Raw genomic sequence first — 19,213 nt, forward strand, 5'->3', positions numbered from 1 at the left:
GTGGGGAACGTCCAGTCTTACTGTTTTCAGACTGGATTCGTTGAGAGGATAATCTAACGACTAGGGATTGCAGGGCTCACACCATCTCCCGCTCGCTGAAAATATAGTTGGTTAGACTTTGTTCTCACATTTACTTTTATAGGATAAGAACAGATTCTTTGTTTGCATCTTCCTCAGTTGCTGCAGTAGTTTCTACGTCAACTGACTCTTCATGTTGTTCACTTTCATCTGTATGTTGATTTTGTTGGGCTTCAAACTCAGCCAATTCTTTATTTCCAGCCTCGATACGAGCTTGCAACTCAGCAACCTCTTCTGGTGTGAATTGACGAGTCATATCAATTGGCTCTTCCTCTGGTTGAGAAGGAATAGTTTCACCAAGAACTTCACCCACCACTTCTTTAAAGGCTTCATCGCTTGTTTGAAGATACGTTGCTGTTGGGCGAAGAATATCTTCCCAATCTGATGACTCAACAATAGCCAATTGACTTTCAATCGTAGACTTGAGGCGTTGATGGAATACACGACTCTTATTCTTCAACTCTTCTGTCTCAACAGCCACTTTCTTAGCATTATCTGTTGCCTGACGGAGAATTTCATTTGCCTTGTATTTTGCTTCTTCTAGCAAACGCTGAGCGTCTTGTTCAGCTTGTTGAATAATATTGTTCGAACGTTCTTGAGCAGCTTGTTTGACACGCTCCGCAGTATCTTGAGCAATCAAAACTGACTGACTCAAGGAATCTTTCATCTCATCAAAGTAAGACAAACGTTCTTCCAAACTCTTGATGTGTGTCTCTTTGTCGTGATTACTACGAACCAAATCTTCATAGTCACGAACAACGATATCAAGAAATTCATCTACTTCTTCTGGGTCAAAACCTCTAAATCTTGTACCAAAGGTTTTATCTTTAATTTCTAACGATGTAATTGGCATACTTTTCCTCACTTACTTAATAATAATTGAATGCTTAATTTTATCTTGTCTTTTTTTGTCTGTCCATTGTCTTTGACAACTTTTAGACGACCAAACTTTCTCACACTGATCAAATCCCCAACGGCAACTTGGTAATCAGATTTTTCAACCAGATGATAGTTTACCTGGACAGATTTTTTCTCAATCAGTTGACTGGTTTGATTTCTAGATAATTTCAAGGCACTTGATAAGAGGGCATCCAATCGAAAACTCGAAACTAAAATTTCTCGTTCTCTAAAGTCAATTTTAGATATAATCCTATCGGTAAAAGGACGTTCCTCCAGCGATACAGGAAGTCTGCCAATCTTTCTTATTCCATCCTGAAAAAGAGGAATAAAATCACGATTGACAAAAATCTGTGCTCTCTTTTCATCTACCAAGATATCACCAAATAATTTACGGTCAATTCCTAGCTGGTTGATGATTGTTCCCAATATTTTTCCATGGCTCAGCTGTTCAAACTTGCTCGGATAGCAAATTTCTAACAAGGTCATTTCAAAGTCTGATATTTCCGGTTCAAAGTAATCTGGATACAGAAGAACACGAACCGACTCCGTCGGAAGAAAATCACCACTACTTTGGCAACCCAGTCCATATGTCCCAGCTAGCACCCTCAAGATCTGTTCCTGATGGGGATTGATAAAAGGAGTAAGCACTGGTGCATATGTATCTTCTACCCGCTTGATCCACTCTAAACCCTTATCAATAAAGGGAATATCATCTTGGGAAAAATGCTGATAAATGGATCGATTTACTGTCATAGTAATAGCACTAGTCGTGTTAAGATATTTCCAAGAAACTGGATCAGAATCAACGCGGCCCAAACCGTAAAATCAAGACCAGCAAATTGTAAATTGAGCTTACGAAGTGGCTCGATAACTGGACGAGCAAGTCTGATGACTAAGCGACCTAGTTGACTTTCATAGGCATTTGGAAACCATGAAAGAAGAGCAAATGCAACGAGAATGATGGAGTAAATGCTAACTGCATTTTGAATTAAACGGATTAAGAAAATCATTATCTTGCTCTATTTCGTTTAATATCAAAGCCGAACTCGGCACCTTGTGATTCGTCTGGAAGTTTGATATCCTCAATATTCACGATAACGTTGACAGGCGTCAATAGATACATCGTACTCGCAACTTTTTTCATATTTCCAGCCAAGACGTGACGGGCTCCGTCCAAGTAATCAAGGCAACGGCGCGCTTGTACTTCTGTCATGTATTGGAAATCAATCAAGATGCTTTCATTTCCAGTTAACAAATCAACAATCTCAGTTGCATCCTCATACTTTCTTGGATAACGAACATCAATCGTCACTTTCTCATCTGAGTGATGGTTTTGCTTTGCCAACTCTTGTTGACGAGCATGGAGGCGAGTAATATTCGCATCTTTTACTGATCCCGGCTGAGCAGATGCTGGTAATCCTTTAGAAGATGAGATGGCTGGGCTAACTGTTTCCTCTTGTTGAGTCTGGTAGTTAGTCGTTTCTTCTCCATCTTCTGTAAAATAATCTATAAATTTATCGAATCTATCTTTTAAAGACATAGCTCTCTCCTATTTAAAAAATGCTGTACCGATTCGAACAAAGGTTGAGCCGAACTGAATCGCTTCTTTAAAATCACGACTCATTCCCATACTTAGCTCTGTCATCGGCATATTAGGGATTTGTTTTTCTCTAATTTCTGCTTGCAGAGCCTGCGTATCCTTGAAAATTTCTTTCAATTCATCACTGTCTGCCTCAAAAGGAGCCATGGTCATTAAACCAACATACTCAATCTGATCTAACTTAGCCAATTCTGGCAAAAGTTCTAGCAATTCTTCTTTTGAAAACCCATGCTTGCTTTCTTCCCCAGAAATATTAACCTGCAAGAAACACTTGATAACATGATCTGTTCTCTTTTGAATTTCCTGTGCTAACTTTAGGGAGTCTAAAGCATGAAAGTAATCCACATATGGGATTACTTCTTTTACTTTCCGTCTCTGTAGTGTTCCTATTAAATGCCAAGTGACTGGGTAATCTTTCAAGGCCTGATATTTTTCTAAAAATTTATCAACTCGATTTTCACCGATATGATGGATGCCAAGCGGAAGCAAGGCTTCCGCTGTTTGTACATCTACATATTTTGTCACTGCGATTACTGAAACAGCATCTAGATTACGGTTGGCTTTTTGACTAGCATCAGCAATTTGCTGAAAAACTAATTCAGTGTTTTTTTTCAAATTCATTGATTAACGATTTTTGAAGAATGGAGGTGTATCCAATTCATCCTCATCTTGTGAAACTGGTGTTTCAAAGCGTTCAACTGGTGAAACAACGGGATCTGTTTGGCGAACAATTGACTCACGGCGCAAGTCCCAATCTCCAAAAGCAGATGCTTGGTTGGTTTCAAAGCGACGTGAACTTGATTTAGGCAGTTCTGCTGTCTCTTCCAAGTCGAATTGACGGTCAAATGTATGTGCTTGTGGAGTTTTAGTTGATGGTCGACCAACTGGTTGGTTGGTAGCAGACCCGACTACTTTTTCTAGTCGTTCTTGACGAACACCTGTCGCTACAACAGTCACACGGATTTCATCCTTCATGCTTTCGTCGATAGATGTTCCAAGCCAGATGTTTACACCTTTACCAGCTGCTTGATTGACGATTTCTGAAGCTTCTTCTGCTTCAATCAAAGTTAAATCAAGACCACCAGTAACGTTGACAATCACATCTTCGGCGCCATCGATAGTTGTTTCAAGAAGTGGAGAGTAAATTGCTTTACGAGCTGCTTCAACAACGCGCTCTTCACCACTACCAATACCGATACCCATAAGGGCATTCCCTTTGTTTGCCATTACAGTCTTCACGTCAGCAAAGTCAAGGTTAATCAATCCTGGGTTCGTGATCAAGTCAGTAATCCCTTGAACACCTTGGCGAAGAACGTTATCTGCTTCACTAAGAGCTTCAAGAAGCGGTGTTTTCTTGTCAACAATTTCAAGTAAGTTATTGTTAGAGATAATCAACAAAGTATCAACATGCTCGCGAAGTTCATTAATTCCTTCTACAGCGTACTGACCACGTTTGCTTCCTTCAAATCCGAAAGGACGTGTCACAACACCAACTGTAAGAGCACCAAGATCTTTAGCGATACGTGCAATAACAGGGGCAGCACCTGTACCAGATCCACCACCCATACCAGCAGTGATGAAGACCATGTCTGCACCGCTGATTGCTTCCGTCAAAGCTTCTTCGCTTTCTTCTGCAGCTTTACGTCCAACTTCTGGACGACCTCCAGCACCCAAACCACGAGTCAATTTGGGACCAAGTTGGATAACGGTTTCTGCTTTCGTACTGCTAAGTGCTTGTACATCAGTGTTGGCTGCGATAAATTCTACACCAGCAACACCTTCGTCAACCATGCGGTTGATGGCGTTACCACCACCACCACCGACACCAATTACCTTAATAACTGCGCCTTGAGCTGCTGCTGTATCAAATGAAAATGTCATAATTTCTTATCCTCTTTTATTCATCAAACATGCTTCCGATTAAACCACGGAAACGTTCTGTTAGCTTTGGTTTACTTTGAGAACTTGCTTGGAATTCTTCCTTGGGAGCAACTGGAGCTTCCTGTACAGTTTCAACTGGAGTTGTCTGTGTTGGGCTTGGTTGCGCCACAGGATTCAAACGTTGATTTGGAATGCCAAAGTTGATTGGTTTTTGACGAAGGAATTCATCTCCTTTAACTGCTTTTTGAGCAAGAAGATTGACTTCAGTCAATTTACCAGCGAACTCAGATAAACTAATCACGTGAGCAAATGCAGGGTTGCGAATTCCAACCTGATTTGGAACATAGAGTTTTACTCGAACACCAAATACTTCTTGGGCTAATTCAACAACGCCTGGCAAAATTGCATTTCCACCGATAAGGACGATACCACCTGGCAAATCTAACAAGTGTCTTCTTTCCAACTCTTGTTTGATTTGGTCAAAGATATGTTTGATACGTGCTGAAATAATTTCTGCCAAGTAGCTTTCTGTCACTTCAACAGGTTCTACTTCGCCAATTACTTCAACTTGGAAAGTTTCATTACTTGCAAGTGGAACGTAAGCTTCACCATAGTTCAGTTTCAAACTTTCTGCAATCTTTTGAGATGTTTTCAAGACTTTAGAAATGTCTTTTGTAACGTAATCTCCACCTTCTTGGTAGATGTTGGTGAATTGCAATTCTTGGTTGCGGATAGTCGCTACAGTAGTCTGACCTCCACCCATGTCAATGACAGTCGCACCAAATTCACGTTCGCCTTCATTGAGAACGGAGTTCACAATCGCCAAAGGTGAAATAATCACATTATCAACCTGGATACCTACACGTTCGACCGTCTTGCGAAGATTGTGTAGAATCGTACGAGGACCTGTGTAAAGCAGACCACGCATTTCCAAACGGACACCCATCATACCACGAGGGTCACGGATTCCTTGGAAACCATCCACGATAAACTCTTCAGGAATGAAGGTAATCACTTCACGATCAGGAGTCATGCTCTTTGTCAAAGCTGATTTAACAACATCTTCAACATCCTGATCTGTGATTTCTTTTGTATCTGATGTTACAGGAATCATTCCTTGTGTTGGTTCGACCTGCAAAAGATTTGCTGGAAGACCAACGTTGACAGACTTGATAGAAATGCCTGCTTTCTCTTCTGCCTGTGTGATTGCAGATTTGATTGCTGAAGCAGCTGCTTCAATATCAACAATAATTCCGTCTTTTACACCTCTACTTTTGGCATTACTAACACCAATTACATTTACTTCGCCATCTCTATGCTCAGCAACTAACACCTTAATGGAGCTAGTTCCGATATCTAAGCCTGTAAAAAAACCATCTCTAGTCATTACATCGCATCCTCTCTATCTTCCAAGTTTCTCACTTCTATTTAATAACTATGTTTGGGCATAGCTATTCAAAGAATATTATAACACAAAAAAACTAATCATGCTTAGTTTTTCGTAAATTTCCTGCATGTTTTTTGAGAAAATATTAGAAAATTTTTCTTCTGGAAAAAGGTTTTGATGTTCTTGTCAACAATTCGATAATATTTATAACCGATCAAAAAAGAAGGTCTTTTTAGACCTTCTCTTGAATAAATTCTTCCGATTTTTGCTGTAAAAAAATCTCTAGCAATTTTGCCGTTACGCAAATTGCTATCACGATAGCGCTCGAAACAATAAGGTAATTCAAAAGTTGTCCGTGATTTCCAACAAGTGGCGGTCTCGTTAAGAAACCATAATCCCCACTGACAACTAAATTAACAACCCATATCAAAGCGTTCAAGGTGAAGGTAATCACCGCCACATTTTTGAAGTTGAGCAGAGAAGCTTCATAGTTTTTAAACAAGTATAAGAGTGCATTTCCCAAAAGTGCCACATGTCCGATAATGAAGGACAGGATGGTCACGTGTGGAAACGGATAAGGATCAAATAGTGGATAAGTCAGAGCCGCTGTTGCCCCAAAGGTTCCTAGAAGGGCAAAGTATTGCTTGTACTTAGAGGTTCCCGGGATCAGGAGCAAGACAAACATGGCTACACGGCAATGATAGAAGGGTAAACTTTCTGACAGGGGCAGATGGTTTCCCCAATACCAGCCATACAGAACAATCAATTGAACAGATTGAAGAATCTGAATAAATCGTTGGTAAGCCACTTTGTCGCGAAAACGATAAGAAGCGTAGAAAGTAAAGGCCAGTAAACATAACAAACCAATATACCAGTGGAGTTCAAACTGGGGCGGTTCTGATATCTGCGTGGTAAATAATTTATCCCACAAATTCATATTCTATTCCTCGTTCATCTAGCTAGAGGCAGTAAAAAATTCACTTTCTCCAGCTTTTAAATTTTTTGAAAAAACTTGATTCTATGCTATTCATAGAACACTTGCGTCTTAAATTCGCAACCTATTATATCATTTGTATTGCAGAAATGCACTTTACAGACACCCTTTTTTGATTTGTCGACTTCTCTAGCACAAACTAATCGACATATTGGTCTCTTTGTCCTTTATAAACTTGCCAAAGAATCTCCATTTGCTCCTTGGTGATGCGTTTTTCAGATAAGGCCGGCAGTTGGTCAATGGCAAAAAATTGAAGCTCAGCAATTTCTTGATTCTCTTGAAATTGTCCATCAAGAAGCTTACATTCAAAGACAAACTTTGCATACTGTTTGCTCTGTAGTTGGAAACGATTGGTATCAAAAACTGCAAGTAACCTTTCAGCTTTTGCTGTAAAACCGGTTTCTTCTTCAATTTCCTTGAGAATATTTTCTGTTGGAGAATAGCCGACTTCACCAAAGCCACCTGGCAAAGCCCAACTATCCTCTCCTTTTCCTCTAACTAAACAGACTTTTTCATCCTCAACAATCCAAGCACGGACGTCCATCAGAGGAGTTGCATAAGCGGAAGTTGGTTTCATGACTTCTGCCACTTCTTCTGCATCTATGTCTAATCCCTGATTCAACATTTCAGATAACAGGCTTCGCAAGTCCTCGTAACGCTCGCGGTCAAAAGGATCTTTTGTAAAGGTTAATCCAGTATCCGTAATGGCTAGCATTCTTTGCAGATACTTGGCAAAATCACTTGCATTCATTTTCTAAACTTTCGACTAACTTAGCTAGATTCATGGAGTTAGAGCCTTTGAGCAGGATTTGATCATTAGCTCCAAGGATTTCCTTGACCTGCTTGACTAGGTCTTCAAATTGATCTTCGCTCGCAGTTTTCTTAAAGTAGAAAACGTGACCGATTGGGAACATTTGACTAGCCAGTTGTGCCAATTCGGCAATGTCTTCTCCGTAGAAAATAACTGTATCCAACACATCTGGGGAAAGACTCAAAATCATCTGGTTATGGAGTTGAACAGACTGGCTACCGAGTTCCTTCATATCTGCTAGAACAGCAATTTTCTTGCCTCCTTCATTGGCTGGAATAGCCGAAAAAGTCTCCAAAATCAACTTCATCGCTGTTGGATTAGCATTGTACACATCTGACAGGATATCTGCTCCATTGACAGCCTTCTTCCACTCGGTACGGTTACGCGTCAATTCAAGATCTTGAAAGGCCTGACGAATCTGCTCCTCTGAGACCCCTTCTTGGAGAGCCACGTAGGCAGCTATCATAGCATTGGTAGCATTGTACTTACCAGTCACTGGCAAATAGAGGGCTTGTTCCAAAAAATTAGCCTTAAAGGTCAGACTATCCTTGCACTCAACCAAGTCTGTGATTCCTAACTCAGCTCCTTGCCCAAAACGGATCACTTTTTTATCTGTAGGCAAGTAGTCCTCTACAATCGGGTCAGCTGGTGCCAAAAGCAAAGAACCTGGTGCCATACCGTCAGCAATTTGCATTTTTCCCTTAGCAATCTCGGAACGGTCTTTGAAAAAGGCCAAATGAGCTTCTCCAACCAAGGTCACGATGGCTGTCTTAGGATGAGCCAATTCAGACAAAAGATGGATATCTCCCAAGTGATCCTGCCCCATCTCCAAGACCAACTTTTCTGTCCCTTCAGGCATGTGGAGAACTGTGTAGGGAAGTCCAATCTCGTTATTGTAATTGCCTTGAGTTTTGTAGGTCTTGTAGGTTGTTGATAGCAAGTGCGCCAACATATCCTTGGTCGTTGTTTTACCATTTGAACCCGTTACCGCAAAGACATCAACTGCTGTTTTTTCAAGATAGTAGGCAGCTAGGGTTTGAAAGGCAGACAAAACGTCATCTACTAAAATGTAGGGATGATTTGCAATCTCTTTCTCAGACAAGGTTACTGCAGCACCATTTTCAAAAGCTGTTTCGATAAAGTCATGACCATCACGCACACCTTTGAGTGGCACAAATAAGTCCCCTGCAGCAATCAAACGACTGTCAAACTCAGCTTTTTCTAACTGAGCATCCGCAAAAAGACTAACATCATTTTTAGCTCCAATAGCTTGGGCGACTTCATGGATTGTTAATTTCATTTCTACTCCTTTAAAAAGGGTTGAAGTCCGAGAACTCTAATCACCTACAGTGAAGGTTCGGGCTTCTACCCCTTCTTTCATTTTTATAGCAAATGCGCTTCGTGCTTGTTAAAGCTCTCCTTAGCAAGGTCAACCAAACGCTCGATTAGCTCTGGGTAGCTGATTCCCATATTGTCCCAAAGTAGTGGGTACATAGACCACTGGGTAAAACCTGGCATGGTATTAAGCTCATTTAGGAAAATCTCTCCCTTATCTGTATAGAAGAAATCGCAACGAGATAGACCGAGACCACCAATCGCACGGAAGGCAGTTTCAGCATTTCGACGCATGACAACAACCACATCATCACTAATTTTAGCCGGAATGTCCATGGTAATCTTGTTGTCGATATACTTAGCATCGTAGTCATAGAAGGCAACATCCTTGACCACTTCACCTGGCAAAGTGCTCTTCACATCGTAGTTGCCCAAGAGACCAACCTCAATTTCACGCGCATTCACTCCTTGTTCTACCAAGACACGGCTGTCATATTGGAAGGCGAGGTCCAAAGCTTGGCGGAGTTCCTCATGGTTTTCAGACTTAGAAATACCGACACTTGAACCCATGTTTGACGGCTTCGTGAAGACTGGATAAGTCAACTTTTCCTCAACTTCAGCAATTTTAGCAGTCACATCATCCCCTTCGACAATGGCCACATAAGGAACTTGGGCAATCCCAGCAGACTCCAAGACACGCTTGGTCGTGATTTTATCCATGGCAAGGCTGGATGACAAGATATTACAGCCGACATAAGGCATTTTCAAAACTTCTAAAAATCCTTGAACAGAGCCGTCTTCTCCCATCGGTCCATGAAGAACTGGAAAGACCACAGCGCCTTCTTCGTAGATAGCACTTGGCGCGATTTTCTTGTCCCAGTCAATGGTCTCATTAGTCATGAGACGATCCTCTTGACCTGGAGTCTGGCTAAATTCTTGCGTTTTGATAAAGTCTCCTGACTGACTGATAAAGAAAGTCTTGACTGTGAAACGGTCGTAGTTGACCGCACGCATCACACTTTCAGCTGAAAGGACAGAGACTTCACGCTCTGCACTTCGTCCACCGTATAAAAGAATAATCGTTTGTTTCATATTATTTGTTCCAATTCTAATAGAATACTCGTTCTTTAGTATATCATATTTGCTTCTTTTTTAAAACTTGAAGCTAATACTGATCTTCAAAAAACATAAAAAGAGACCGATAAAAACAAAGTCGGTCTCCTTGATTGTTTGTATAGATGAATGGAGTTAGTAAATTGGTCTACACTTACAACTCTGTCCGATTTTCAATGGCTCGTAAGAGTGTGACCTCATCCGCATACTCGATATCTGCTCCCACGGCTAGGCCTCGTGCTAGGCGAGTGACCTTGATACCAGCTGGTTTGAGCAAACGAGAGAGGTACATAGACGTCGCTTCCCCATCTGCTGTCGCATTGGTTGCCACGATTACCTCTGAAACGTCACTATCCATGAGACGGGTCATGAGGCTCTTGAGATTGATATCGTCTGGACTGATACCATTCATAGGAGAAATGAGACCGTGCAAGACATGATAGAGTCCGTGGTATTCTTGGATATTTTCCATAGCAGCCACATCGCGACTATCCTCTAGCACTAAGATGGTTGTCTGGTCTCGAGTCGGATCTGTACAGATCGAGCAAGGGTCATCATCCGTCAAGCGACCACAGATGGAACAATAGGTCAATTCCCGCTTGGCAGATAGAAGGTTTTTGGCAAATTCATTGACATCGTCATCAGACATTCCAATGGTATAGAAGGCGAGACGGGTAGCCGTTTTGATTCCGATACCTGGAAGCTTCGAATAGCTATCAATTAACTTGGCAATAGGTGTTGGATACAGCATAAGTTCCTTTCTAATTCATTGGATGTTGTTGGTTATAAAGATTGATGATATCACGCGCAATTGAAGGTCCGACACCATTTGTTAGGTTGGTGTTGTGAGGAAAGACGACTGCGACCGCGATTTGAGGATTATCGGTTGGTGCATAAGCAACTGCGTTGGTATTATTGGCCTTTTGACCGCCATTAACATAACTTTCGGCTGTCCCCGTTTTCCCGCTGATGGAAACGGCTGCGCCATTTGAAAAGGCACGACCAGTTGTCAGAGCACTCGTTCCATGCGAAACTTGATAGAAACCTTGGTGCAAGAGAGCCATATCCGCTTCTGAGATATTGATCTTGTTCAGTTCCTTGGTGGCTGTTTCTTGAACTAGATTTCCTAAGCCACCTTGGTCATTGTTTCCATAAACTCCCTCAACGATGTGAGGAGCCAATCGTACGCCATTGTTTGCAATGGTTGCGACATACTGGGCTAACTGCATAGGTGTGTAGTTGTCAAACTGACCAAAGGCGTTATTAATATAGTTGGCCAAATCAAATTCTTTTGGTGTAAATCCTGTAGATTCATCTGGGAGGTCAATCTCTGTTGAAGCTCCAAGTCCATATTCCCCAAAGGTTGATCGCAATTTGCCCATTGCAGTTTCTAACTGATCAGTTGCGACTATCATATTTGGCTGGTAGGACTGCCCCATGATCCCTAGCGCAGTCTGAACCATGTAGGTATTAGAAGAGTACTCCAAAGCTTCAACTGCTGTGATAGGGAAGGAGCCATAGGATAAGGTATACCATGAATTGATAGGAGCCGAACCTTGGAAAACAATCGGCTGGTCTGTCAAGGTTTGATTGCCTGACAAGACCCCGTTTTCCCAACCAGAGCTAAGAGTTGCTGCCTTAACGACAGATCCTGGAACAAAGACATTGGTTATCGTTCCAAGTGAATCTGAACTTAATTCACCGGATTCGACATCATGCTTGACACCCGACATCGCTAGAACTGCACCGGTTTTAGGATTGAGGGCTACAGCGTAGACTCCTTCAGAGTATTTAGCTCCACCGTTACCCAACTCTGAGTTGAAGTAGCTCTTGAGTAGGTCATCTACACCATTCTGGAAAGTTAGGTCAATCGTTAGTTTGATGTTGTTTCCTTTGCTTCCTTCTTCGACATTTTCTACACTTTCCATGTTTCCGTGTTTGTCGAGGTGGATTTCCTTGACAGAGCGTTTGCCTTGAAGAACATCTTCATATTGTTTTTCAAGATAGGAAGTTCCCACTCGGTCATTGAGAGAATACCCTTTTTTCAAATAAGCATCCACTTCCTCCGCTGGAAGACCTGATTTTTCACTTGATACACTACCTACAATTGAAGACAAAGAAGTATCTAGGACTTTTCTATCCCATGAGGTTGAAATACTGATACCTGGTAATTCCTTGGATGCTGATGCAACGAGAGCAACTTGGGTATCATTCAAGGCATCCGTAGAAATGGTGCCCGTCGCAAAATTTTCAACGGCATTGAGCTGACTAAAGAGATAGATTTCCTTTTTCTGGTCATCTGTATAATTGAGTTGACTCACGTCAATACTTTCAACTGCATTATTGTAGAGAGTCGCTTCAGATAAGCGATTCCCATCTGAATCTAGGCGTTTATCACTTGGCAAGGATTCGACTGTTTTTTTGTAAACGTCCTGGTCCGCCAGGTAATAATCTGCAATCTGACGATCTGTCAAATTAGGGGAGGTTACATTCACATATGTGAGAAGTTTCTTGGCTGTCTCCTTCAATTCTGCTGCCGTCATTTTATTGTTTCGGGTGAAAGAAACGACTTGCTTGACAGTGTTTTCTACCAAGGGTTTCCCTGCTGCATCATAGATTTGCCCACGAGCTGAACTGGTTGTTACCCTTGTCTGGCTGGCTGAAGCCAATTTTGTTTCATAGAAGTCTTTATTGAGCACCTGCATATATAACAATCGACCAATAATGGCCATAAACAACAGGATAACAATGGCAAACAGTAAATTAAGCCGAATAGGAATCGAATGGCTATTGAATTTTCTCATACAACTAAGACTCTTTTCTAGAAAAATTTCCAATTTTCACCTTTATTACATATAAAATAATAGAGCAAACAGGTGAAGCTCAGTACTTTTCATTGTACCATATTTTACGGAGAAACTCTTGGAAAAGTCGAAGCATTTTTTGACTTTTAACTGAAAATGCCTTTTTATTTAGTTATCCTATCTTCTATGATATAATGATGTTAATAAGCAGGCAATCGTCAACTTTTAAGAGTTTGACTCATGAAAAGGAGCTCCATGAAAAAGCAGGATATCGCAACCATAATCGACCTCCATTTTGAAGAATTAACTGAGCTCGAGCAAGAAATCGCTCGCTATTTTTTACAACCTGAAACGAGTCAAGATGATCTTTCTTCTCAGCAAGTTACCCAGAAATTACATATCTCCCAAGCAGCGCTGACCCGCTTTGCTAAAAAGTGTGGTTTTACAGGTTACCGAGAATTCATCTTTCAATACCAGCACCAGGCTAGTAAACAGGACACTCATTCGCACAAGCACAGTCCTTTGACCAAACGTGTTTTGCGAAGCTACAGTATTATGCGAGAACAAACGCAGGATTTGATTGACGAAGCGCAGCTTGAACGAGTCGCCCAGTTAATCGAAGATGCTGAGCGTGTCTACTTCTTTGGAACAGGCAGTTCCGGTCTTGTCGCTCGTGAAATGAAATTGCGTTTCATGCGTCTGGGTGTGGTCTGTGAAGCCTTAACCGATCAGGACGGCTTTGCATGGACGACCAGCATCATGGATGAAAATTGTTTGGTACTAGGTTTTTCCCTGTCTGGCACTACCCAATCTGTCCTAGATAGTTTGCTGGATGCCAAGGATATGGGCGCCAAGACCATTCTCTTTACCAGTTCTCCTAGCAAAGACTGTCAGGCCTACACCGAAACAGTCCTAGTCGCAAGTCATAGCCAATCTTCTTACATCCAGCGTATTTCCGCTCAGCTCCCTATGCTCTTTTTAACAGATTTGATTTATGCCTACTTTTTAGAAATCAATCGTGAGAGCAAGGAAAAAATCTTTAATAGCTATTGGGAAAATAAAAAACTCAATGGCTATCGTAGACAAAAACGCGCTAGAAAATCCTAGTTTGGTTGGACCAAACTAGGATTGTTTTGTTTTGAAATGATAATAAGCTCGTAAGTGATCTTTCCAATCTTTCTCTTTGAGCTAATGCCGTTTTTATCCTTATTTTTCAGTTCTTCCATAAATTCTCCTTTCCGTTTTTTGGATTTTTGACAACAAAAAAGGAAGTATCGGCTACTTGCTTTTACTTCCTCTTCAATGGTTTTATTTAATTGTTTCGCTTCTACAAACCGAGATTTGAATATATGAGTATAAAGATCTTATATTTTAATAATGACTCTAATTAAACCAGTGGATTAAATGTCTAATATTTCTAAAATCTCTCCATTATTATATTTTAACTCTATTTTTTCAATCAGTTCTTTCCCTAAATGTTTACTAAAGGTGCTTAGTTCTGAAGAAATCTCAAAAATAATATCATGTTCAACATTATCTGGAATAAAATCTGAATTATAACTATCTTTATTTGACCAATAATTCCAATTTACATCCGTTCTTTCATAATAAACATAATTTTGTTTTCTTGTAACATATACTCTTTTATTAGTTAATTTTCTTCCGTCTTCAGATTTGAAAAAATCAGAATATAATTTCAAGCCTTCAAATTGCTTATATTCTCTGATTTTATTATTTGAAACGTTTAATTTTATTTCTTTATATTCCATAAATTACCTCCATATATTCAAAAATTGGACAAAAGTGAAAATCAAGGAACCTAAGGAAAACAAATTCCAATTTGTTAGTTTCTCGTCCATCTCATTATATCACTTTTTTCTTCTTGATTTAAGTTTTAGTATTTAGAAACAAAGTAGAGTGCTTGCACCGTCTTCTAAGGCTATCTCCTCTCATATATTTTTCGATGGTAGGAAATCTGCTCCTATCGTTTTTTTGTAATTCTTCTTTGTCTTTCCACTACTTTTCATATACTTGACAGTTTTTCTATCATCAAAAAAAGAATTAAGCAAAACACTTTTCACTCAACTAGTGATTAAGTGTTCTGCTTAATTCTATAATTCCAAACTAGGATTGTTTTGTTTTGAAATGATAATAAGCTCCCAACATACCTGCTGTATTTTGGTGATGGGCAAATTCTAATCGTGTTTTTTCAGCTAGACTTGGTACCAAGGCTGCCTTCAAAGCTGTGCGAATCTTGGGTTTGAGGATTGCCTCTTGCCCCATGATACCACCGCCAAGAATAACAACTTCCGGATTGGCAACGTAGCAAATATTTGCTAGACCTTTCCCGAGGTAATCTACCATACGGTCAATGCCAGCCATGCAGATTTTGTTTCCTTCTGTGGCCTCCTTGAAGATGCGTCGCCCATTCCACTGGTCGACTGAGTCACCATGAGCTGTTGCTACATATTCTACCAAAGCTGTGGTAGAAGCCAAATCTTGGAAAGCTCCATCCTGCATATGCATATAACCGACTTCACAGGCTGAATTGCTAAATCCATGAAAAACTTTCCCATCCATAATCAAGCAACCACCGATACCTGTTCCAATGGTCAAACAAAGTGTCACACTCGCTCCCTTGCCTGAACCAGATACTGCCTCAGCAAGACCTGCACAGTTGACATCATTTTCAATTTCACAAGGAATATTAAAGCTAGTCTCGATTTCCTTCTTGAACTGGGTTCCTGCATAATTCGGGATTTGAGGTCCCGCATAGAAAATCTCCCCCTTGTCAGGATTCACCATTCCTGCAGAAGAAATGGCAACACCTGCGACTGGACCCTTTTCTAAATAGCTGGCTACGATATCTTTTGTCTTTTGTAAGATATGGGGTCCACCCTTATATGCCTCAGTTGGCATTTCATGCGATTCAACAAGTTGACCTTCTTGGTCAATCAAACCATATTTGATGTTGGTTCCGCCAATATCAATTGCAACGTAGTGTGTCATAAATACCTCCTTATGGATTAGAGGAAGCGCTCCTTGGTTTCACGAATCAAGGCTGCAGCTGCTTCTACAACTGGGCGATCTTCTTCAGTTACTGGTGTCAATGGTGAACGAACTGAACCAATGTTCAAACCTTCATTGATTTTCAAAACTTCTTTGATGACACAGTACATATTTCCATGTGCAGCAGTCAATTTACCGATGATTGCATTGATAGCGTATTGTAATTCACGCGCTGTTTCCAAGTCTTTCTCTGCAATCAACTCATTGAGTTTCAAGAAGAGTTCTGGCATAGCACCATAAGTACCACCGATACCAGCTTTAGCACCCATGAGGCGTCCTCCTAGGAACTGTTCATCTGGACCATTAAAGACGATATGGTCTTCCCCACCAAGGCTCACAAAGGTTTGGATATCTTGAACTGGCATAGAAGAGTTCTTAACACCGATAACACGAGGATTCTTCAACATTTCAGTGTAAAGACTTGGAGTTAAAGCAACACCTGCCAATTGAGGAATATTGTAGATGACATAGTCTGTGTTTGGTGCTGCAGCACTAATGTCATTCCAGTATTTAGCAACTGAGTACTCAGGCAAACGGAAGTAAATAGGTGGGATTGTTGCGATAGCATCTACTCCCAAGCTTTCCGCATGGCGAGCCAATTCAATACTGTCTTTAGTATTATTACAAGCTACGTGAACAATGATGGTCAATTTGCCCTTGGCAACTGACATAACTTCTTCCAAAATCAACTTGCGATCCTCCACGCTTTGGTAGATACATTCACCAGAAGAACCGTTGACATAGAGACCTTGAACTCCCTTATCAATAAAGTATTGCACCAAGGCGCGTGTACGCTCTGGACTTACTTCTCCTTGATCATCATAACATGCGTAGAAGGCTGGAATGACACCTTCGTATTTTTTCAAATCTGACATAGATTTTCTCCTAAGATTTCTTTTTTCTGCTGAGAGCAGTTCTATTTTTTACAAGTTTAGTATACACCTTGTGAAAATCGCTTTCAATATCTTGCATACACTTAGATTTTAGTTTCTACTTGTATTTTAGAAACTGTAACGATTGAAAGTAGTTTCAGAAACAAACTATCCTACTGGTATTTGCTGAAGATTTTCTCCATCAAACCTGCTTGGAGAAAGACTAGCAAACCAAAACCAAAGAGGATAAAAGCTGACCCACCCAAAAGGAGAGTGAATGCGGATAGATAAAGAACCATCACAATGAGAAAGAGAATGGCTAACATGAGGAAGAACCACGGAAAGTTAAAACTTGCCAAGATAAGCCCTTTTTGCAGCACTTCTTTCCAAGACAAATCATAGCGCGCAGCGATGGGATAGCTAGCCAACATCACCAGAGTGAGGAAGATGAGAATCCCCAAACAAATAGCTTTCACAATCTGGAAAGGTAAAGCTGTCTGGCCCCAGAAGAGATAGAGGTCTAAAAGACTTAGCAAAACAATGCCCAACTCCAGCAAACCTAACTGAAGACCCAGTTTCAGATTTTGCTTGAAAGCTCTCAGATAGGTTCTGAAAACAGGTACTCGCCTGCTTCTCTTAATCTCAAACATGGTTTGGTAGAGGCTGATTTTAGCCACTCCAATCGTCACGATGGGCAAACAAGAGACGACAAAAAGAAGATTGGCTGTCACGATATCCAAGATCTTCTCACTGAAACGCATGAGAAAGTTATCTGTATCAAATGCTGCCTTGATAAGGCTCACTCCTTTTTGTGCCATGTTTGTTCCTCCTGATTCCTTTAATCAATCAAAATTTTAAAGAGATATTTGCGAACCTTCTCTTCCATACCTGCATAGCCATTTGGCTGGTGCGGTTCCCCTGGGAAGAAAATCGCAAAATTGTGATAACCCAACAAGAGTGGGTAGTTTTCATGACAATGGACAAAACCAATGTCACTCGCTTCATCGAATGCTACCGCCTCGTCTTTGATACGTGAACCGTAGCTTGAATATTCATGTCCTTCTACCAGCAAATGCAAATCTGCATAATTCTTATGGTGCTCAAACTGATCATTTTCAGCTTGATTGAGGACATTTTCCTGAACAACTAGAAAGACCTTGTCCCCGTCAATCTCATACTTACCTAATTCGAACGAATCCTTACGGTGCTGGTAAAGATAGTCGATAGCCTTATCTAGATTGGGATGAAGCCCTTTGTAAAAAGTGATGTTTTTCAAATCGTCAAAAATCATACTGTTTCCTTCGTTTCTGATAGTTAACTAAAATCATAAATTAAGTTTATAAGTGTCTGACAAAACTTCACGAAGTAACTGCATTCTCTCCATTTTGTAGACACTTATAACTCTGTATTCTCTTATACTCAATGAAAATTGAAGAACAAACTAGGAAGCTAACCGCAGGCAATACTTAAGTATGGCAAGGTGATGCTGACCTTATTTGAATTCGATTTTCGCAGAGTACTATCCTTTAACAGCTCCCATAGTAATACCCTGTGTGAAGGATTTTTGGAAGACAAGGAAGACGGTTACGATTGGCACGGCTGCAAGAGCTGCACCCGCCATGATCAAACCATAGTTGGTCGCCATTTCGGCCTGCATGGTCGCAACCCCGAGTGAGATGGTCAAGTTTTGACGTGAAGTCAACATAACCAACTGCATGAAGTAGTCGTTCCAAGTATTGATGAAGGTAAAGATTGCAAGAGCTGCAAATCCTGGCTTCACAATAGGGAAGGCTACGCTCCAGAAAGTACGAATCTCACCACAACCGTCGATTTTAGCTGATTCAAGCAATTCTGTTGGAATATTTTCACTGAATTGTTTCATAAGGAAGACCCCGAATGGCCATCCAATTAAAGGCAAGATAACTGCCCAAAGAGTATCGTGAATTCCCATGAAGTTGACGATACGTACCAATGGTACAAGGACAACTTGTTTTGGAAGAGCCATGGCAGCGATAAAGACTGCAAAGAGGATGCGCTGACCATAGAAACGTTTTTTAGCCAAGACATAACCTGCTAGAGAAGAGGTCGCGCAGACTAGGAACATGGTTACTAGTGAGATAAATACAGAGTTCCACATCCACTGCATAGCAGGGTTTTGCACCATGAGTTGTTGGAAGTTCTCCATGGTTGGCATTTTAGGGAACCACTGTGGCGGAATCATAATGGTATCAGGCTGTGATTTGAAGGCCCCTGTCAAGATCCAGTAGAATGGAAAGATGAACAGCACGGTCAACAAGAGCAAGATAATCGTTGAAATAACAGTGAAAGCTGTTAAGGGTTTCTTTTGTGTAGGTTGCATAACTGTCTCC

At 40.9% G+C, this 19,213-nt stretch carries 21 protein-coding genes; 1 reads left to right on the forward strand and 20 read right to left on the reverse strand.

All coding sequences use genetic code 11. The features are described 5' to 3' along the window. Positions 1-136: 136 nt before the first annotated feature. The 13 genes from HMPREF9188_RS07320 to pbp2b all read right to left on the reverse strand — a co-directional run bounded on the left by HMPREF9188_RS07320 (position 137) and on the right by pbp2b (position 12,903). Positions 137-931, reverse strand: coding sequence for a DivIVA domain-containing protein (locus HMPREF9188_RS07320; protein WP_001123186.1), 795 nt, complete (start codon positions 929-931; stop codon positions 137-139). Between the two features lie 8 nt (positions 932-939). Next, a complete protein-coding gene (locus HMPREF9188_RS07325; protein WP_009730429.1) occupies positions 940-1,731 on the reverse strand; it encodes a YlmH family RNA-binding protein in 792 nt (263 codons plus the stop codon). Continuing rightward, complete coding sequence (locus HMPREF9188_RS07330; RefSeq protein WP_000576499.1) at positions 1,728-1,988, reverse strand: YggT family protein; 261 nt, start codon at positions 1,986-1,988, stop codon at positions 1,728-1,730. The genes HMPREF9188_RS07325 and HMPREF9188_RS07330 overlap by 4 nt, the downstream gene beginning before the upstream one ends. Continuing rightward, positions 1,988-2,518 (reverse strand): cell division protein SepF, encoded by a 531-nt coding sequence (locus tag HMPREF9188_RS07335; protein ID WP_009730430.1) that lies wholly within the window; start codon positions 2,516-2,518, stop codon positions 1,988-1,990. Before HMPREF9188_RS07335 ends, HMPREF9188_RS07330 begins: the two co-directional genes overlap by 1 nt. 9 nt (positions 2,519-2,527) lie before the next feature. Next, the gene (locus HMPREF9188_RS07340; RefSeq protein WP_001049621.1) at positions 2,528-3,199 is read right to left on the reverse strand and encodes a YggS family pyridoxal phosphate-dependent enzyme; all 672 of its coding nucleotides are present in this window, start codon (positions 3,197-3,199) and stop codon (positions 2,528-2,530) included. Between the two features lie 3 nt (positions 3,200-3,202). Beyond that, complete coding sequence (gene ftsZ / locus HMPREF9188_RS07345) at positions 3,203-4,459, reverse strand: cell division protein FtsZ (RefSeq protein ID WP_000144259.1); 1,257 nt, start codon at positions 4,457-4,459, stop codon at positions 3,203-3,205. 16 nt (positions 4,460-4,475) lie between these two features. After that, positions 4,476-5,846 carry a cell division protein FtsA gene (ftsA, locus tag HMPREF9188_RS07350; protein WP_009730431.1) on the reverse strand — a complete coding sequence of 457 codons (1,371 nt, stop codon included), beginning with the start codon at positions 5,844-5,846 and terminating at the stop codon, positions 4,476-4,478. A 232-nt stretch (positions 5,847-6,078) separates the two neighbouring features. Then, positions 6,079-6,783 (reverse strand): YwaF family protein, encoded by a 705-nt coding sequence (locus HMPREF9188_RS07355; RefSeq protein WP_009730432.1) that lies wholly within the window; start codon positions 6,781-6,783, stop codon positions 6,079-6,081. 196 nt (positions 6,784-6,979) lie between these two features. Further along, entirely contained in the window at positions 6,980-7,591 is a 612-nt protein-coding gene (locus tag HMPREF9188_RS07360) for an NUDIX hydrolase N-terminal domain-containing protein (RefSeq protein ID WP_009730433.1), read from the reverse strand. Beyond that, positions 7,578-8,951 carry a UDP-N-acetylmuramoyl-tripeptide--D-alanyl-D-alanine ligase gene (locus tag HMPREF9188_RS07365; RefSeq protein WP_009730434.1) on the reverse strand — a complete coding sequence of 458 codons (1,374 nt, stop codon included), beginning with the start codon at positions 8,949-8,951 and terminating at the stop codon, positions 7,578-7,580. The genes HMPREF9188_RS07360 and HMPREF9188_RS07365 overlap by 14 nt, the downstream gene beginning before the upstream one ends. Positions 8,952-9,034: 83 nt before the next feature. Next, the gene (locus HMPREF9188_RS07370; protein ID WP_009730435.1) at positions 9,035-10,078 is read right to left on the reverse strand and encodes a D-alanine--D-alanine ligase; all 1,044 of its coding nucleotides are present in this window, start codon (positions 10,076-10,078) and stop codon (positions 9,035-9,037) included. Positions 10,079-10,253: 175 nt separating this feature from the next. Next, positions 10,254-10,850 carry a recombination mediator RecR gene (gene recR / locus HMPREF9188_RS07375; RefSeq protein ID WP_009730436.1) on the reverse strand — a complete coding sequence of 199 codons (597 nt, stop codon included), beginning with the start codon at positions 10,848-10,850 and terminating at the stop codon, positions 10,254-10,256. A gap of 10 nt (positions 10,851-10,860) precedes the next feature. Then, positions 10,861-12,903, reverse strand: coding sequence for a penicillin-binding protein PBP2B (pbp2b, locus tag HMPREF9188_RS07380; protein WP_009730437.1), 2,043 nt, complete (start codon positions 12,901-12,903; stop codon positions 10,861-10,863). A gap of 255 nt (positions 12,904-13,158) precedes the next feature. On the opposite strand from pbp2b, the gene HMPREF9188_RS07385 reads away from it, so the two are divergent. Next, positions 13,159-14,010, forward strand: coding sequence for a MurR/RpiR family transcriptional regulator (locus HMPREF9188_RS07385; protein WP_009730438.1), 852 nt, complete (start codon positions 13,159-13,161; stop codon positions 14,008-14,010). Here the strand turns inward: HMPREF9188_RS07385 and HMPREF9188_RS10665 are convergent. The 7 genes from HMPREF9188_RS10665 to HMPREF9188_RS07415 form a co-directional block, all read right to left on the reverse strand. Next, positions 14,007-14,129: a hypothetical protein gene (locus tag HMPREF9188_RS10665; RefSeq protein ID WP_009730439.1), complete on the reverse strand. Its 123-nt coding sequence runs from the start codon at positions 14,127-14,129 to the stop codon at positions 14,007-14,009. The two genes, HMPREF9188_RS07385 and HMPREF9188_RS10665, sit on opposite strands and share 4 nt — an antisense overlap. 174 nt (positions 14,130-14,303) lie before the next feature. Further along, positions 14,304-14,672 (reverse strand): EXLDI protein, encoded by a 369-nt coding sequence (locus HMPREF9188_RS07390; protein WP_009730440.1) that lies wholly within the window; start codon positions 14,670-14,672, stop codon positions 14,304-14,306. A 355-nt stretch (positions 14,673-15,027) separates the two neighbouring features. Next, positions 15,028-15,912, reverse strand: coding sequence for an ROK family protein (locus HMPREF9188_RS07395; protein ID WP_009730441.1), 885 nt, complete (start codon positions 15,910-15,912; stop codon positions 15,028-15,030). Positions 15,913-15,929: 17 nt separating this feature from the next. Then, a complete protein-coding gene (locus HMPREF9188_RS07400) occupies positions 15,930-16,847 on the reverse strand; it encodes a dihydrodipicolinate synthase family protein (protein WP_009730442.1) in 918 nt (305 codons plus the stop codon). A gap of 170 nt (positions 16,848-17,017) precedes the next feature. After that, positions 17,018-17,662, reverse strand: coding sequence for a YesL family protein (locus HMPREF9188_RS07405; protein WP_009730443.1), 645 nt, complete (start codon positions 17,660-17,662; stop codon positions 17,018-17,020). A gap of 20 nt (positions 17,663-17,682) precedes the next feature. After that, positions 17,683-18,135: a YhcH/YjgK/YiaL family protein gene (locus HMPREF9188_RS07410; protein ID WP_009730444.1), complete on the reverse strand. Its 453-nt coding sequence runs from the start codon at positions 18,133-18,135 to the stop codon at positions 17,683-17,685. Between the two features lie 228 nt (positions 18,136-18,363). Beyond that, on the reverse strand, positions 18,364-19,203 hold the full coding sequence (locus HMPREF9188_RS07415; protein ID WP_001183243.1) for a carbohydrate ABC transporter permease: 840 nt from the start codon (positions 19,201-19,203) through the stop codon (positions 18,364-18,366). Positions 19,204-19,213 lie beyond the last annotated feature (10 nt).

Source organism: Streptococcus sp. F0441, from assembly GCF_000314775.2.
Lineage (GTDB): Bacteria > Bacillota > Bacilli > Lactobacillales > Streptococcaceae > Streptococcus.

Excerpts from the sequence above, each read along its gene's own strand:
- HMPREF9188_RS07320 (WP_001123186.1), bottom strand. The coding sequence starts at position 931 with ATGCCAATTACATCGTTAGAAATTAAAGATAAAACCTTTGGTACAAGA.
- HMPREF9188_RS07325 (WP_009730429.1), bottom strand. The coding sequence starts at position 1,731 with ATGACAGTAAATCGATCCATTTATCAGCATTTTTCCCAAGATGATATT.
- HMPREF9188_RS07330 (WP_000576499.1), bottom strand. The coding sequence starts at position 1,988 with ATGATTTTCTTAATCCGTTTAATTCAAAATGCAGTTAGCATTTACTCC.
- HMPREF9188_RS07335 (WP_009730430.1), bottom strand. The coding sequence starts at position 2,518 with ATGTCTTTAAAAGATAGATTCGATAAATTTATAGATTATTTTACAGAA.
- HMPREF9188_RS07340 (WP_001049621.1), bottom strand. The coding sequence starts at position 3,199 with ATGAATTTGAAAAAAAACACTGAATTAGTTTTTCAGCAAATTGCTGAT.
- ftsZ (WP_000144259.1), bottom strand. The coding sequence starts at position 4,459 with ATGACATTTTCATTTGATACAGCAGCAGCTCAAGGCGCAGTTATTAAG.
- ftsA (WP_009730431.1), bottom strand. The coding sequence starts at position 5,846 with ATGACTAGAGATGGTTTTTTTACAGGCTTAGATATCGGAACTAGCTCC.
- HMPREF9188_RS07355 (WP_009730432.1), bottom strand. The coding sequence starts at position 6,783 with ATGAATTTGTGGGATAAATTATTTACCACGCAGATATCAGAACCGCCC.
- HMPREF9188_RS07360 (WP_009730433.1), bottom strand. The coding sequence starts at position 7,591 with ATGAATGCAAGTGATTTTGCCAAGTATCTGCAAAGAATGCTAGCCATT.
- HMPREF9188_RS07365 (WP_009730434.1), bottom strand. The coding sequence starts at position 8,951 with ATGAAATTAACAATCCATGAAGTCGCCCAAGCTATTGGAGCTAAAAAT.
- HMPREF9188_RS07370 (WP_009730435.1), bottom strand. The coding sequence starts at position 10,078 with ATGAAACAAACGATTATTCTTTTATACGGTGGACGAAGTGCAGAGCGT.
- recR (WP_009730436.1), bottom strand. The coding sequence starts at position 10,850 with ATGCTGTATCCAACACCTATTGCCAAGTTAATTGATAGCTATTCGAAG.
- pbp2b (WP_009730437.1), bottom strand. The coding sequence starts at position 12,903 with ATGAGAAAATTCAATAGCCATTCGATTCCTATTCGGCTTAATTTACTG.
- HMPREF9188_RS07385 (WP_009730438.1), top strand. The coding sequence starts at position 13,159 with ATGAAAAAGCAGGATATCGCAACCATAATCGACCTCCATTTTGAAGAA.
- HMPREF9188_RS10665 (WP_009730439.1), bottom strand. The coding sequence starts at position 14,129 with ATGGAAGAACTGAAAAATAAGGATAAAAACGGCATTAGCTCAAAGAGA.
- HMPREF9188_RS07390 (WP_009730440.1), bottom strand. The coding sequence starts at position 14,672 with ATGGAATATAAAGAAATAAAATTAAACGTTTCAAATAATAAAATCAGA.
- HMPREF9188_RS07395 (WP_009730441.1), bottom strand. The coding sequence starts at position 15,912 with ATGACACACTACGTTGCAATTGATATTGGCGGAACCAACATCAAATAT.
- HMPREF9188_RS07400 (WP_009730442.1), bottom strand. The coding sequence starts at position 16,847 with ATGTCAGATTTGAAAAAATACGAAGGTGTCATTCCAGCCTTCTACGCA.
- HMPREF9188_RS07405 (WP_009730443.1), bottom strand. The coding sequence starts at position 17,662 with ATGGCACAAAAAGGAGTGAGCCTTATCAAGGCAGCATTTGATACAGAT.
- HMPREF9188_RS07410 (WP_009730444.1), bottom strand. The coding sequence starts at position 18,135 with ATGATTTTTGACGATTTGAAAAACATCACTTTTTACAAAGGGCTTCAT.
- HMPREF9188_RS07415 (WP_001183243.1), bottom strand. The coding sequence starts at position 19,203 with ATGCAACCTACACAAAAGAAACCCTTAACAGCTTTCACTGTTATTTCA.